This window comes from Haloarcula sp. NS06 (genome assembly GCF_051122755.1).
Lineage (GTDB): Archaea > Halobacteriota > Halobacteria > Halobacteriales > Haloarculaceae > Haloarcula.
This window is the reverse complement of record NZ_CP184844.1, coordinates 2463285-2477236: the sequence shown is the minus strand read 5'-3', so window position 1 is coordinate 2477236 and position 13952 is coordinate 2463285. Positions and strand designations below refer to the sequence as shown.

Sequence of the window (13952 nt, the reverse complement as noted above, 5' to 3'; positions counted from 1 at the left end):
ATAAGAAGCTTGCTGGACGCCGTAGCTACCGCGAAATCGCTTCCATGTCGCCACTAAGAATAGAACGGATCTCGTCTGGGGATACGACAGCAATATCGCCCGGGATCGTCCGTTTGAGTGCAGCCGTCGCAGCACCCCAAGCGAGCCCGTCTGCAACGGTGCCACCGGAGAGGTACTGCGAGAGGAAACCACCGACAAAGGAGTCGCCAGTCCCGACCGGGTGCGCATCGGTCGACTCAAACGTCGGTTGCTCCATTACAGTCCCATCAGCAAGCGCGAGCGCCCCATCGCTGCCGCGGGTGATCACTGTCGCTTCGAACCCGTACTCGGCGGCGAGGTCCCGGGCAATCGTTTCCGCGTCGCCGGTCCGGTCTAACACGACGTTCGCATCACGTTCGGCGACGACGAGCACGTCGACAGACGGGAACAGCTCAGTCAGAACTGAGCGGGCTTCCGCCGGCGTCCAGAGCTTCGATCGGTAGTTCAGGTCAAAGCTCGTAGTCGTGCCGGCGTCCTGTGCGAGCGAGAGGAGGTCAGCAGTGGTCGATTCAAGCGTCTCCGAGAGCGCCGGTGTGATCCCCGAGGTATGGAACCCTGCGGCGTCTGTGATGGTCTCTGTGGGAAGCTCAGCCGGGATGGCAGTTGTGACACTGGCGCTTTGGCGATCGTAGATAACATCGTTACCCCGCGGTGGACTGCCCTGTTCCAGATAGTAGGTTCCCTGCCTGGCGCTGTCCGAGTCGTCCCAGGCAACATCGACCGACACGCCGTGGTGCCTGAGTTCACCCGTGACTCGACGACCGATCGGCGACTCCGGGAGTTTTGAGGTCCACGTCGCGTCGAGCCCAAGCCGCTGGGCGGCGACAGCTACATTTGACTCCGCGCCAGCCGCCCTGACGGTATACTGGTCTGCGGTCTCCAGTCGCTCGTCACCAGGTGGCGATAACCGTAACATTGTCTCACCGAACGTAACTAACTCCGTCATATCCGACGTTGCTCACTGGCTTGGTATAAATCCCGGAGAACCAGTCGTCTAACGGCCCTGTTAATCACACCTTACCTAGAGCGGAGGGCGTTAGATTGTATTTTTCGTATAGATTATGGACAGTATAAGTTTTCTCCAAAAGTTTATGTGCTATAGTAATTTAGACACGCCAGTATGGATTCAGGGAGAGATGGAGGTGGGCCGTCGGTCTTTAGGCGGAACCTACTCCGTTCGATTGGTGCGGCCGGACTGGCCGGACTTGCGGGCTGTGGTGGCAGCGAGGGTGTGACAGATGGGGACGGGACGCCGACCTCAACTCCAGTTGGAAACTTTCCGGTATCCGGGGATTCGGTGACGTTCGGCTTCAACGTCGCTTCCTCGGGGGCGTACTCAACGGCCGGCAAGCAGGAGCTACGCGGTTTCAAACTCGCGGTCAAGCACATCAACAACGGTGGTGGATGGGTAACAAGCGAGAAGTATAACTCGCCCTTGGACGGTGACGGGCTTCTGAATAAGGATGTCGAGTTCGTTGTCGAAGACACGGGTGGAAATTCGGATACCGCCCGGAGTAACGCACAGCGGCTTGTCGATAGTGAGGATGCCATTATGCTTGCTGGTGGCACGTCCAGTAGTTCCGGCCTGGCCAACCAGGAGGTTGCCGCGCAGAATCAGGTCGTGTATATGGCGACGATGGCTAACGCGAACTCGCTGACGGGTGCCGACTGCAACCGGTACTCCTTCCGCGAGATGTTCAACAACCGCATGGCGGCCGAGGCGCTGGCCCCGGCCCTCAGTAAAGAGTTCGGAGAAGATGTCAATTACGTCAAGATCTTCCAGGACAATGACTGGGGGCGGACGCTCCGGGATGATATGGACGGAGCCCTCGGGAAAATCGGCTGGGCTCCTGTTTGGGACACGACAGCACAAGTCGGGACAAGCGACTACTCCCAGTACGCAGCGGATATCAAGTCAGTCGATTTCGACGTAATCGTGCTTGGACTCGGCGGTCTTGACGCGGTAAACGCACTCAGAGCATTCCGAGAGGAGTTCCCGGAGTCAAATATTGTCCTTCCGTTAGCTTCGAGAGATATCGCCCAGACTGCAGGCGATGCGATCGAGGGTGTCATCGGAACTGTTGCTTGGAGTCCGGCAATCAACTCGCCGCTATCTAATACCTTCCGGGAGGCGTTCCGCGAGGAGTACGGCAGTTCGACGGGGTCCTCGAAATCGGCGCTCCCAGCAGGGGCAGCGCATATCGCATATACGCAAACGCTGCAATACGCCAGCGCAGTCGAGCGAGCGGGAACGTTCAATCCGATCGATGTCATCGGGGCGCTCGAAGGACACGAGTACGACGCCGGTCTTGGACCGCAGACGCTCCGGGCCTGTGATCACCAAGCAACGCGTCAAGTGCCGGTTGTGAGAGGAAAATCAGAGATACAGCAATCCTATGGCACCTACTACGGCCTAGTTGGGGAGCCAGCGGATGTACAGTACGCGTGCGATAGCGGGCCAGCGGCTAACTGCTCGCTTGGAGGGAACTAAGTATGAGTTCAGGAGATACACAGATACCAGACAGTTCAGAGAACGATTCGAACGCCTCCGGTGGGATTCTGGCGACAGTCGTCCCGGATTTCATCCGGCGAAACTTCGCACTCAAATTCGGTATCGTCCTCTTTGTCATGGCGCTGTCGGTTGGGCTCATCGGCCTTGCCGCGACAGAGCAAGTCAAGAACTACACGGAACAACAGGTTCTGAGTGACTACGAAAACGCCGCTGCACAGGAAGCAGACATCCTGTCACAGTGGGTCGACCGAAACCGGCTATCGACCCAGTTCGTCTCTTCGGACGACGTCTGGGCCAGTAATGATACCGACGATATCGATATCGAACTCAACAATCGGAAAGCCGCCTTGTCCGCAGACGCTGCCGACATCCATCTGGTCGAACGGAATGCCGCCCAATCGCAAGTTGTCGCCAGCACATCTAACTCACAGGTGCTGACTAACTCACCGCTCGAATCGACGAGCAGGGCCTGGCTTGCCGGTGCGAACTTCGAAACGGCGAGCGATGTGGTCGTCTCCGACGTGTACCAGACGAACTCCGGGCCGGTTGTCGGCTTCGTCAGTCCTGTCGCTGCCTCGCAGAACCGGTATATCCTCATCGAATACTCGCTTGACGAGATCGCGAACTCGCTTCAAGGGAACAACAGGGCTGAAGGCGGGTTTACCCAAGTCGTCAACGGATCGGCGGTCGTCATGATTGACGAACCCAGAGACGGGAGCCGCGGCCTCGGTGAGAACATGCTGCAGTCGTACAGCGAGAACAACCGCGCCACCGAACCAATCGGTGAGGCGAACAATCTCCGGTCTTCAGAACAGCAATCCGGCGTCACCGCTGATATGCCGGCGGCCGACGTGCTCAGCGAACGCTACACGGTCGGTTATGCACCGATACAGGGGACAGACTGGGTTGTTCTCGTGCACGCGCCCAACTCCGCGGTTTTCGGCTTCGTCCAGAACGTCCAGCAGTACGGGCTCATTGGGACGGCGCTGATGGTGTTGCTCATCGCGGGCGTCGGTGCAATACTCGGATACAACACGGCCACATCGATCGACCGCCTGACCCGAAAGACGGACCAGATGCGACAGGGCAATCTTGAGGTCGAGATCGCCACCAGTCGTATCGACAACATCGGCCGCCTGTACAGCGGGTTCGCTGACATGCGTGACGCGCTCAACGAACAGATCAATGAGGCCGAGCGCGCACAGAAGGAAGCGGAAGTTTCCCGCGCAGAAGCCCTCGAAGTCAACAAGTACCTCCAGAAGAAGGCCGAGGAGTTCTCCGACGTGATGGAGGAGACGGCCGCTGGAAACCTCACTGAACGGATGGCAACAGACGGCGAGAATGAGTCGATGGACCGTATCGCCAGCGAATTCAACGGCATGGTCGACGAACTCGAAAAGACTATCGGCCAACTCAACAGCTTCGCCGACGAAGTCGCGGAATCCGGAGACGTCGTTCTGTCGAGTGCGGAGTCCGTCCGTGACGCGTCCGAACAGGTCGCCGAATCGACACAGAAGATCTCCGACGACGCCTACGACCAGAAGGACCGTCTCGCGACCATCTCAGAGGACCTCGACACTCTCGTCGACACACTCGAAGAACTGGAAGCGGACAATCCGGACATCAATCTGGGCGACTCGCTTGAACGGTTCCGGACGGTTGCGACGACGCTACAGTCGGCCGCTGAAACGAGTGACCAGATGATGGCCGAAACCCAGACCGTTGCCGGCGCAGCCGAAGAACAGGCTGCAGAGCTCAACGAAGTGTCCTCTCGAGCCGAGCAACTCAAACGCTACGCAAAACCACTCGGTGATATCCTGAACCGCTTCGAAACCGAAGCTGAGCACGAGTTCGTCTTCTCAGGTGGTCCGTCACAGAGTCTGGGCGAAGAGGAAGAAGAGTAACCCGCTTCACTGCTTTCACCGAAACCGACTTTCGCACTGGCGTCGTACTTGATGCAATGAACGACGACGCGGGCGATATCTCACAGGCTGAACTCGCCGAGTACTGTCGAACCCAGGCTGCGATTCTTGCGGGCCATCTGGACCAGCGCAGTGCAGAGCTTTCAGATTTACTTGCGGAGATCGAACAGGACACTGCCGACGCTCGTACGGCGTTGACTGAAGGCCTTGGCCAGCCGGAGACTGCTGGGGAAGCAACTGTTGCCGACATAGAGGCCAAGCAGGAGCAAGCCCAGGCGAAACAAGCAGAACTGGACGAATACCGAACGCTTACCGAGGGGTATACTGATCTTGCCGAACAACTCGCAGAGGGTTCCGGTGACCTTGAAACCGTTCTTGAATTCGAGATCGACACTGATGCGCCGACGTATTTTGACGCCGAGACGACGATTCTGGGAGTGGCGACCGGAGAAAATGGGGACGACTGATTTGTAGAATTCATCTACCGAAGTTCTGAGGCCACTGCCCCACCCAGAAGTTGAGACTGGCGCTCTCAATGCATACGGGCTAATCTTCTCGCGATTTCGTTCAGCAAGATGTTGACCGAACCGGCTACTCAGTAGGATTGTGTATATATCGAACGCGTTTTACACCAATGCAGGGCTGTGTAGAATGTGAATTATCCCCTTTCCCCCCGGAATAGATTCGTATTATTCGGGGCCGTAGCCGCTTCTTCAGTCCTCGCATCAATCCTGCTCCTTGACCAGACCTTCTTAGAGACCAGCGTTTCGGCAGTTTCTGTGGGTATTGGAGTCGTATTGGCTCAGCAGTTCTTTGAGTCCACTCAGTCGCGCAACGAATAACCGGTACTGACTACAACCGACTCATTGAATTTACTGGAGTTACCGCTTCATTTCAGGACTTCCCGTGAGAACACTGTTCAGTAAGGGTGCGTATTGAGCGGGGAGTGTACCCGATAAGCCAAATACTCTTTTGGAAGTCGTGTTGACGGTGGTGTAATGGGACAGTCCATTGAGGAGCTACGGGAAGCCAGCCCCACCTCCGAAGAGAAGCCTTCGTTTGGCCACCTACTACTGGTCTGGTTTCTTGTCGGGTCGTCGTTCCGGACCCTCGGATTCGCCTTGGTCGATGCAGTTCCGGCTGCCATCCCCTTCTCACGAATGGGTGCTGGGCTGTTGTTTGGTACAATTGTCATTGTCCTGCTCTGGTCTGCCGGCTGGCACCCGTCACTTCCAGTCAGTGCTGGTTACTTCGTCGCTGAAATAGCCCTCAATATCCTCCTACTCCTCGCCTTCAACCTCGTGTTCAGTCGCAAGTTGACGCCCTGGATGGAAGTCGGCCTCCATACCACATCGATTTCCCTGGCAGCGACCCTCGTATTCACGAACTACGGAAGAAAGATCCGAAACCGGGTCCGCCAACGCATACACTCTCTACTCAAACTGCCATCTGAGGACAACTCATCCAGTCAGGAGTAGGGAGCCTGATATCCGGGAGTATTTAGCGCGCGATAAGTAGATCCCTTGTACTGACTACTGTCCACTCATACTGCTTAGCGATACTGAGAGGTGAATGTGTTCTCTCTATTACTAGTTAGACGAAATTTATCGGGACGAAAGAGCAGATTGATGAGTACGCCTACCAGTGGGCGACAGTCCAACTGGTCGGGAACGGTGTCCCAATCGTACTGGATGCGCGACCAGTACGGAAGGGCGAGAGTCGGAAAGAAATCGTCGAGGATCTGCTCAACTCTGCTGAGGAGTTGGTCCACATCGATAACGTGTTGATGGATCGGGAGTTTGAAGCCAGCACATTCTGGAGATGCTCAGCCAGCGTGGACTGTCATATGTCGTCCCGAAACGGATGCAGACCAGCGAGAAAGCCCAAGCAAAGCGGTTGCTCCAGCGGGGTCAAGACCGATATGAAACCGATAGGAAACTGCATCTCGGGAAGAACGAGTGGCACGAGACGACGCTGGTCTATCGGCGAAAAGAGGATTCTGAGCATGACGACCACGGTCAGTGCTCAGTGTTCATGTCTAACCGCGGTAGTAGCTTCCTCACTGAGTACGGTTACCGGTGGGCGATCGAGAGTGGATACAAATCGATCAAGCGATTCATGGCTGCCACTGCGTCGAAAGATTTCGGGCTGCGATTCTTTTATTTCGCGTTTGCGTGTCTCCTGTACTCGATTTGGCTTGCGGTGAATCTACTCGTGCAGGTGGAGTTGACCGGAGAGTACGAGCACCAACCGATTGTGACGGCAGATAACACGCTAACGTTGGTAAAGAAGGAAAGAATCGGGTAGAGAGTGACTCAATCAGGGTGTAAGGCGGTGTCTGAGTGGATACAATCTTGAGAGTCTTTGAAATTCGGCAATATAGTCAGTAATACAACAGGAACCAGTGAATGAGAGCTAATCTTGATCGGTTTTTCGCTCGGCGATTCGTCCAAATACACGCATTACAGCCTCGCTAAACCCGTTATAGTCTCAACTTCCTGCCCACCTATTTGATATAGCGGTATGCAATTTATGTGTCTTGGGCGGACCAGTGTGATGATGGTCTCAAGGTTACCAGCAGTAACCAGCAAATGGACTATCCACAGTAATCTCCGTTAATTACCGCTACAGACTATCGACGCGCATAGACTATTGAAGGAAACGAAATCACGAATTAAACGTACGCTCGACGAGGTATTTGACCAGATAGAACCCGCCAATAAGGGTGACAGCCATGACTACCAGTACGATCGCAATCATGAACAAAAGGACGAGTGCGTCGTTAGCCACCGGACTCACCCGCCTGAGAGAACGCGTGTCGTCGGGAGCGCATATCGCTAGCTTCAGCCTCGACACGCTAATGTAGGAGGGTTTCGGTTTAGCACTCTAGTGCTCGTCTATACTGAAGTCCGTCTATTGGGGGATGTGTTACGTGTGCAGGAGAGAGTGACGGGGCCACGCCGAGACAGGTCAGATTGAAGGCAATACAGGGCTGTTCTCAGTGCAGTACCATTCTTCGAATGATACACAAAGACAGCGAAGCGCTGTGCGGGTTCTTCGATACGAACAGGTACTGTGACGAGCCGAATACGTCGGTTACAGGACACCGAACTCGCCGGACTTCCGTGGCAATGATCGTGATTGGCGTGTACGCAAAGGTAGCATTCGCTGCATATCATACATCGTCGAATGAGGCGAGCAGTCCGATTTGAGGTGCTGATCGGGGGCCAACTGAAGGACCGTACAACCACCGGGCGTCTCCGACTCGAAACCGCTGGCGACCCGCATTATCCCGATGACAAAAAGCAGGCCGGACCTATGGCACGACGAGACTGAATGCACCTGTCGAGTGTTGCAACCCGTGACTGTTTCTGGCAAGGCACGGGACGCCACTGGCCGACGAAACGGCCGCTTTGAGTCCTAGTGCCACACTCTTGTCGCCTGCACTACCGCAACCGGCGAGCAGTACCTGCACAAAGGCCGTGGGTCGGGCCAGCGGTTCCGTGCGACGACGGAAAAGCGCCCAGTGCGGTCCAAATTGCCCGAGAGACGGCGTCTCTTAGAGTCACAGAAAGACAGAGTCTCGCGGACGGCTACGGGAAGGCCAATGCAGTAGCGAACGTCTCTGGCAACTGCTCGGAAGCGGACCCGACGCCGCAGCCACGCCGAAGAATCCCCATGTCGTGCCCTGCTGGAACGACTGGACAGGAACGGCTGGACACAGTGTATCTCGGTCAGAAGCGTGGGCTTGTTAGCAGTGCCTGCAGTGGGAGACACAGGCCGGCTGACGGAGAATCAAGACCACACCTCACTGTCCGGTAGATATCGAAGGCCACGCAGACCGTACGTTGTCAGAAACGGTTCTGGAGTGGCACGCAAAGCAGGCAGTCGAGCTGACGACGCGGTTCGTGGGGTTAAGCGGGGCTACCACGTCTGGTTGGAGGGTCACATCCTCATAGTCTCAAAGACCAGCATACAGACCTGAATACGGTCCAGCGTGACCGGTATAGTGCGTCCGGGTACACTAAACCAACTGTGGCTCCAGGAGAAAAGCCACGCCGTTCTCCGCCGGGAGGATGCCAGCCTCAGTAGCACATGCCACATCTGGGGGACTGTGGATGCTACGTAGCGTGGGAAGGTTAAGGAGCCAACCGTGCAGGGAAATCAGTGAGACTGAGCAACTGGATAGACTGCCAACCCCATGGTTTGATTTCGGCGAGTAGTGGATCAGGCCTGTATAGTCTTGGACTCGACCCCGTGGCCGTTCACTGCGCCAAACCGAATATTGATACCCTGTCAACAGGCGGTAGTCTGCTTTCGTCCACCTGAATCTTGTTGGGCAGGTGGGCTAACCAGAGAGAGTACAGTAATCTGCGCCCGTATTTATATTTGTGAATATGTGCCTATTTTTCGATAAAGCGTGAATTAGTTGTCAGTAAGGCGACAAATTGCGGTGAAATAGGGTGTCACTCACCCAAATAAAGGCTTTTATCTCTAAGTATGGGACTACATTGAAGTTCCCGGCATCCGAGAGTAAAATGTGTCCAGTGACAGTGAGCGAACGACGGTTCGGACGTACATTCCGGCCTACCAGAAAGAGCAATGGCAGGCCCACGCTGAGGAACTGGATATGAGTCAAAGCGAGTTCGTCCGGACGATGGTACAGGCAGGCCGAAGCGGATTCGAGTCAGCAGCGTCCGAGACGACTGAATCAGACGCCGCTGAGAGCGATAGCGAGGAACCCCGTTCTCCGGATGCTACCCCTGGGGGTGAGGGGCTGAAAGACCGGGTCCAGGAGATCCTTGCTGACGGGGACTACTACGAGTGGGACGACCTGCTCGCAGGGCTGACCGATGATATCGAGGAGCGACTCGAGGACGCACTGCAGGAACTGCAGTCAGACAACAAAGTGCAGTACAGCGGGCGACACGGGGGGTATGTTCGAGACGAATGAGCACGGATGCAGCCACACCGGGCGCCGAATCGGACCCGGTTGGGTATTTCCTTGATGATATCACGTACCACGGAAAGAGCGACCGGACTCGTGCGTCCTACGAGCGCGTCCTCCGGGACTTCGAATCCTATCTGGCGGACGGCCACCAGCCCCTCCCTGTCCGAGAGGCCTCCCACCGGGACTGCATGGCATACGTCCACAGCCTCCGTGGAGATGTCGGGGAAAGCACTGTCGCAACGTATGCCTCCTATCTGCACCGGTTTTTTGCGTATATGACCCAGGTAGGCGTCTTCGAATCGAACCCGATGACGCTGGTCATGGAGGAGATGGACGAGTCCATCAACACCGACCCGACCCGTCGGGAGATAGGCCTCCAGTCGATGCGTGCGTTCGTCGACAGCGTCTCGCACCCACTAGAGCGCGCTATCATAGTAACACTGTTGAAGACGGGAATGCGGGCTGGCGAACTGTGTAACCTCGATATCCGCGACCTCAACCTCGAAACCCCCGGCCCCAGACCGGAGATCCCGGTTCGAGCGGGCCTCGATGGGCGTCCGGACTCGTTGTTCGTCGCCTCGGACCCGGCTCGTAGCGAGGCCAGTAACGGGGAAGAACGAACTGCGTCAAACAAGCGCAAGCGTGAGACAACGATTCCAGTCGACGCCGAGCTGACATCTGTACTGCGACGCTGGCTCGCAATCCGACCGGACACGCAGTCCCCGGCAGCGCCGCTGTTCGTGTCTACAAGCGACAGCTGGGGGGATAGACTCACGCCGAACATGGTACACCATATCGTCGAGTCTCACGCCCGCGAGTTCGGTTGGTACACGGATGGTGGCGGAGCCGAAGAGAACGTGACGCCACATTACTTCCGGCACTTCTTCACGACACATCTCCGGGACCGGACCGGTGATCGCGGCGTCGTCAAATACCTCAGGGGCGACGTGGCACAGGATGTTATCGACACGTACACCCACGAATGGGGGACCCGAGTCAGGGATGTGTACGAGGCCGAAATCTACTCACTACTGTAGCTTTTTGTCAATTTTTAATACTATAATTGCATTTGAGATGGTCGCTGCTGAACTAATAAACTCCATAATGCTATATGGAACTGGCCGAATGCTACTTCGCATTTGTACTGTCTCAATGATGGTTCTGATGGCCGCATATGAGACAGACAGGTTCCATGCGTCGGTTGTCCTGTGGTAAAATCGATCGAACAGCCCGTTGACAGGCATTTCCAAAGCAGCAGATCAGTGTATAGCACATCACTGGACTGAGACGGCGGCAGAACCAGAGACTGTCGGCACTAACCTTACATACGTCCATATCAGCCGCTATCCAGAGGGAGATCCGGAGAAACTACTCAGGGTCCAGAAGTTTCGACTCGGCAGTTCGGAGATGTTCGAGGAGTGTCGTCTTCGAGATGTCCATCTGGTCGGCGAGTTCGCGGACTGAAATCCCGCGCGGCCACTGGTAGTAGCCCGCGTCGCGGGCCGCTTCGAAGGCCCGTCGCTGAGCCGGCGTCAGCGAGTCAGTACGCAGCCCCCCCACCGACCGCTCAGTATCGCTGTCCGGGGTGACAATGGATTCGACCGACACGTCAGCGTCGGCGTCAGCTTCGACAGCATCGAGTGCGGGCTGAATCTCGGGGCGTTCGCCGGTGAAACTCACCTGCCACCGTTCGCGACCGTCTTCGATGCGAACGGGGGCGCTGTGGACGAACCCATGTTCGAGCAACGTCGGACAGACCAGTTCGCCCGGGTCGTACTCCAGCAGGAACTGTCTGACGACGGTGCCCGGCGCATCGCGTTTGTGGCCGATACGTGCCTGAAGTTCCTGTATCTCCCCGGCGTGAGACGACGCACGGACTGCGTCAAGACAGTCCTCGACAGCCGACTTCGTGGCTCCGTACGCCGTAAACACGCCGTTGACCGATGCTGTCGGCGACTGGACGCTCTGTTGCACTGTGTGTGCCAGGATACCGCCATCGGTGCGGTCGGTCGCTTCGATAGCCCAGCAGTTCGGGTGCCACAGGTCGAGTGTTAGCCGTGCTCCGGCGCTATCAGCGTGACTCATGGGATGTGCTGGAATAGTTGAGCGGAAACCCTAAGAGAGTGGTCATTGTCTTGTGTGTCCGACACCGGCGGTTGCAGTGTGCGATTCGACGCGGTCCATCAGTGCTGATGCCGAGACGACTAGGGCCAGATACAGTATCGCCACCAGCACGAAGAGTTCTGTATACTGGTACGTCTCGTTAGCGAGGGTGCTCGTTCTCCCGTACAGTTCCTGGACGGTGATGAAACTCGCCAGTGAGGAGTACTTGATGAGATACACGAGTTCATTCGTCCAGCTGGGAAGCGCGAGTCGCAGACCCTGTGGAACGACGACGTACCGTATCCCTTCTAGCTTCGAGAGCCCGATCGCGCGTGCGGCAGTCAACTGCCCGCCATCGACGGACTCCAGCGACGCACGCAGGTATTCGGACTGGTAGGCGGCGCTGTTCAGCGTGAAGCTGATGACGGCGACCCAGAACGCCTGTGCTGGAATGAATCCGACACCGACTCCCGGGACGCCTCTGAGAACCTGCGTTAGTGAGGTCGCAAAGTAGAGGACGAACAACTGGGCGAGCAGCGGCGTCCCGCGAATGAGTTCCGTGTACGACAGAGCGAACCACCGGGCCCATCGCCCGCCGTACACGCGGACGACGCTGAGCGGGAGCGCCAGCATGAACCCGAGGCAGACACTGAAGACTGTCAGTAGGACCGTCGTCCAGATGCCGTGCGCCAGCGCCGGCAGGTACGCCGTCGCATCGGCGGTGAACCGGAGCGTGTCAGCGAGCCATACCAGCGGCGCTCCGGCGGCACCGAGTGGCGTGGCAAGCGAGGCAACGGTATCCGCTGTTGTCAGAAACGGGGCTGCCGGGACAAACGGTGCGCCACGGTCGAGTCCGAATACCCCTGCGAGAACGAAATCAGTGGTCCAGCGGGCGAGAACCCAGATCCAGAACAGTGCCAAGCCGACTGTGAGTGGACGGACGCTGAAGACTGTCTCGACGCGGTCCCGAAGCGGTGACGTTGTAGATTCGGCTGTGCTCATGCCGTTTCCTCGTGCGCGTGCAATCTGCTCAAGAACTGTTCGGTTCGATCCGCTGTGGGGTTCTGGAACAGTTGCTCCGGTGGGCCATGCTCGACAATCTCGCCGTCATCGAGGAACACGATGTCAGATGCGGCCGACCGGGCGAAGTCCATCTCGTGACTGACCACGAGCATCGTAATGCCCTCGGCAGCGAGGTCACGCATCACTTCGACGACTTCGCCGACAAGTTCGGGGTCGAGCGCGCTGGTCGGCTCGTCAAACAGCAACAGTTCCGGGTCCATCGCGAGTGCGCGGGCGATGCCGACACGCTGTTTCTGTCCGCCGGAGAGTTCCGCGGGGTAGGAGTCCGCCTGCTCCAGCAATCCGACCTGTTCGAGGTGGTTCCGTCCGGCTGCCTTGGCGTCGGCAGCGTCCATCCCGAGTACTTTCTTTGGGCCGAGCGTGACGTTTTCGAGCGCGGTCAGATGCGCAAAGAGGTTGAAATCCTGAAACACCATGCCGACCTGCTTTCGCAGTTCGTTGACGTCGGTGTCGACCCCAGTCACGTCTTCCCCATCGAGCGCAATCCGGCCGCTGTTGATCTCGGTTAGCCGGTTCACGCACCGGAGCAGCGTGGACTTGCCCGAGCCGCTGGGGCCGATGAGGACCGTCACGTCGCCTTGATCCATCTCGAGGCCAACGCCTTCCAGTACCTCCTCGCTCCCGTAGGACTTGTGCAGATCGTCGATTGAGAGTAGTGGCTGTGTCATGTCGTTCCCTCCGGTACCGCGTAGTAGTCGCTGAGTCTGTCGAGTGACCGGTTCGTCGCGAACGTCAGCACGAAGTAGACAAGGCTGACGGCGAGGAATATCTCGAGTGCCGCCGTCGACTGGCCGCCTTCGTAGAGGTTCTGTCCTGTCGTCAGCAGTTCACCGATACCGATGATGATGGCGATGCTCGTGTCCTTGAGGACGATAGTAAACTCGTTCTGGAAGCCCGGAACACTCCGGCGGAGCGCCTGCGGGACGACAACGTGCCGGATCGCTTCGAACCGGGACATCGCGACGGCGCGTGCCGCTTCGAGTTGCCCATCGTCGACGCTCTGGAGCGCACCGCGGAAGATCTGGGACTGGTAGGCGGCGCTCCGGAGCCCAAGCGCGATGGTCGCCGTGACGAACGCGCTACTGGAGACGGACAGGCCGAAGTACAGGATCATAATGATGACTAGCAGCGGAGTGCCACGAAGGACAACCCCGACCTGTTCGACCAGCCGACGGGCTCTGTCCGAGCCGTACACCTCTATCGCACCGGCCGGGAACCCGATTGCAAATCCCAGGAGAATGCTGGCTACGGTGAGCGCGACGGTAACAGCTGTCCCACCGAGCAACAGTCCAAGGTTGTCGACGACGAACAGCCAGTCGGCGACCTGAAGTATTGCTTCCAT

11 protein-coding genes and 1 pseudogene are annotated in these 13952 nt (G+C 57.4%); 7 read left to right on the top strand and 5 right to left on the bottom strand.

Annotation, left to right across the window (positions count from 1 at the left end; genetic code table 11):
• Positions 1-25: 25 nt before the first annotated feature.
• Positions 26-985 (bottom strand): bifunctional 2-dehydro-3-deoxygluconokinase/2-dehydro-3-deoxygalactonokinase, encoded by a 960-nt coding sequence (kdgK1, locus tag ACODNH_RS16710; protein ID WP_434530612.1) that lies wholly within the window; start codon positions 983-985, stop codon positions 26-28.
• A 351-nt stretch (positions 986-1336) separates the two neighbouring features.
• On the opposite strand from kdgK1, the gene ACODNH_RS16705 reads away from it, so the two are divergent.
• The 7 genes and pseudogenes from ACODNH_RS16705 to ACODNH_RS16675 all read left to right on the top strand — a co-directional run bounded on the left by ACODNH_RS16705 (position 1337) and on the right by ACODNH_RS16675 (position 10461).
• Positions 1337-2530 (top strand): ABC transporter substrate-binding protein, encoded by a 1194-nt coding sequence (locus ACODNH_RS16705; RefSeq protein ID WP_306707479.1) that lies wholly within the window; start codon positions 1337-1339, stop codon positions 2528-2530.
• Between the two features lie 2 nt (positions 2531-2532).
• The gene (locus ACODNH_RS16700; RefSeq protein ID WP_306706177.1) at positions 2533-4455 is read left to right on the top strand and encodes a HAMP domain-containing protein; all 1923 of its coding nucleotides are present in this window, start codon (positions 2533-2535) and stop codon (positions 4453-4455) included.
• 56 nt (positions 4456-4511) lie between these two features.
• Positions 4512-4940 carry a hypothetical protein gene (locus ACODNH_RS16695; protein ID WP_306706175.1) on the top strand — a complete coding sequence of 143 codons (429 nt, stop codon included), beginning with the start codon at positions 4512-4514 and terminating at the stop codon, positions 4938-4940.
• Positions 4941-5471: 531 nt separating this feature from the next.
• The gene (locus ACODNH_RS16690; protein ID WP_306706173.1) at positions 5472-5951 is read left to right on the top strand and encodes a hypothetical protein; all 480 of its coding nucleotides are present in this window, start codon (positions 5472-5474) and stop codon (positions 5949-5951) included.
• A gap of 122 nt (positions 5952-6073) precedes the next feature.
• A pseudogene (locus tag ACODNH_RS16685) lies at positions 6074-6780 on the top strand (transposase); the annotation flags it as partial.
• 2233 nt (positions 6781-9013) lie between these two features.
• The gene (locus ACODNH_RS16680; RefSeq protein WP_306706171.1) at positions 9014-9427 is read left to right on the top strand and encodes a DUF5805 domain-containing protein; all 414 of its coding nucleotides are present in this window, start codon (positions 9014-9016) and stop codon (positions 9425-9427) included.
• On the top strand, positions 9424-10461 hold the full coding sequence (locus ACODNH_RS16675) for a tyrosine-type recombinase/integrase (protein ID WP_434530611.1): 1038 nt from the start codon (positions 9424-9426) through the stop codon (positions 10459-10461). Before ACODNH_RS16680 ends, ACODNH_RS16675 begins: the two co-directional genes overlap by 4 nt.
• A 331-nt stretch (positions 10462-10792) precedes the next feature.
• Here ACODNH_RS16675 and ACODNH_RS16670 read toward each other — a convergent pair whose 3' ends face one another.
• Genes ACODNH_RS16670 through ACODNH_RS16655 form a run of 4 tightly spaced genes read right to left on the bottom strand, consistent with a single transcriptional unit; the run spans position 10793 to position 13952 of the window.
• On the bottom strand, positions 10793-11509 hold the full coding sequence (locus ACODNH_RS16670) for a helix-turn-helix domain-containing protein (protein ID WP_306706167.1): 717 nt from the start codon (positions 11507-11509) through the stop codon (positions 10793-10795).
• Positions 11510-11551: 42 nt separating this feature from the next.
• Positions 11552-12529 (bottom strand): amino acid ABC transporter permease, encoded by a 978-nt coding sequence (locus tag ACODNH_RS16665; protein ID WP_434530610.1) that lies wholly within the window; start codon positions 12527-12529, stop codon positions 11552-11554.
• Entirely contained in the window at positions 12526-13278 is a 753-nt protein-coding gene (locus tag ACODNH_RS16660; protein WP_306706163.1) for an amino acid ABC transporter ATP-binding protein, read from the bottom strand. The genes ACODNH_RS16665 and ACODNH_RS16660 overlap by 4 nt, the downstream gene beginning before the upstream one ends.
• Positions 13275-13952: an amino acid ABC transporter permease gene (locus tag ACODNH_RS16655; protein WP_306706161.1), complete on the bottom strand. Its 678-nt coding sequence runs from the start codon at positions 13950-13952 to the stop codon at positions 13275-13277. Before ACODNH_RS16655 ends, ACODNH_RS16660 begins: the two co-directional genes overlap by 4 nt.

Excerpts from the sequence above, each read along its gene's own strand:
- kdgK1 (WP_434530612.1), bottom strand. The coding sequence starts at position 985 with ATGACGGAGTTAGTTACGTTCGGTGAGACAATGTTACGGTTATCGCCA.
- ACODNH_RS16700 (WP_306706177.1), top strand. The coding sequence starts at position 2,533 with ATGAGTTCAGGAGATACACAGATACCAGACAGTTCAGAGAACGATTCG.
- ACODNH_RS16695 (WP_306706175.1), top strand. The coding sequence starts at position 4,512 with ATGAACGACGACGCGGGCGATATCTCACAGGCTGAACTCGCCGAGTAC.
- ACODNH_RS16690 (WP_306706173.1), top strand. The coding sequence starts at position 5,472 with ATGGGACAGTCCATTGAGGAGCTACGGGAAGCCAGCCCCACCTCCGAA.
- ACODNH_RS16675 (WP_434530611.1), top strand. The coding sequence starts at position 9,424 with ATGAGCACGGATGCAGCCACACCGGGCGCCGAATCGGACCCGGTTGGG.
- ACODNH_RS16670 (WP_306706167.1), bottom strand. The coding sequence starts at position 11,509 with ATGAGTCACGCTGATAGCGCCGGAGCACGGCTAACACTCGACCTGTGG.
- ACODNH_RS16665 (WP_434530610.1), bottom strand. The coding sequence starts at position 12,529 with ATGAGCACAGCCGAATCTACAACGTCACCGCTTCGGGACCGCGTCGAG.
- ACODNH_RS16660 (WP_306706163.1), bottom strand. The coding sequence starts at position 13,278 with ATGACACAGCCACTACTCTCAATCGACGATCTGCACAAGTCCTACGGG.
- ACODNH_RS16655 (WP_306706161.1), bottom strand. The coding sequence starts at position 13,952 with ATGGAAGCAATACTTCAGGTCGCCGACTGGCTGTTCGTCGTCGACAAC.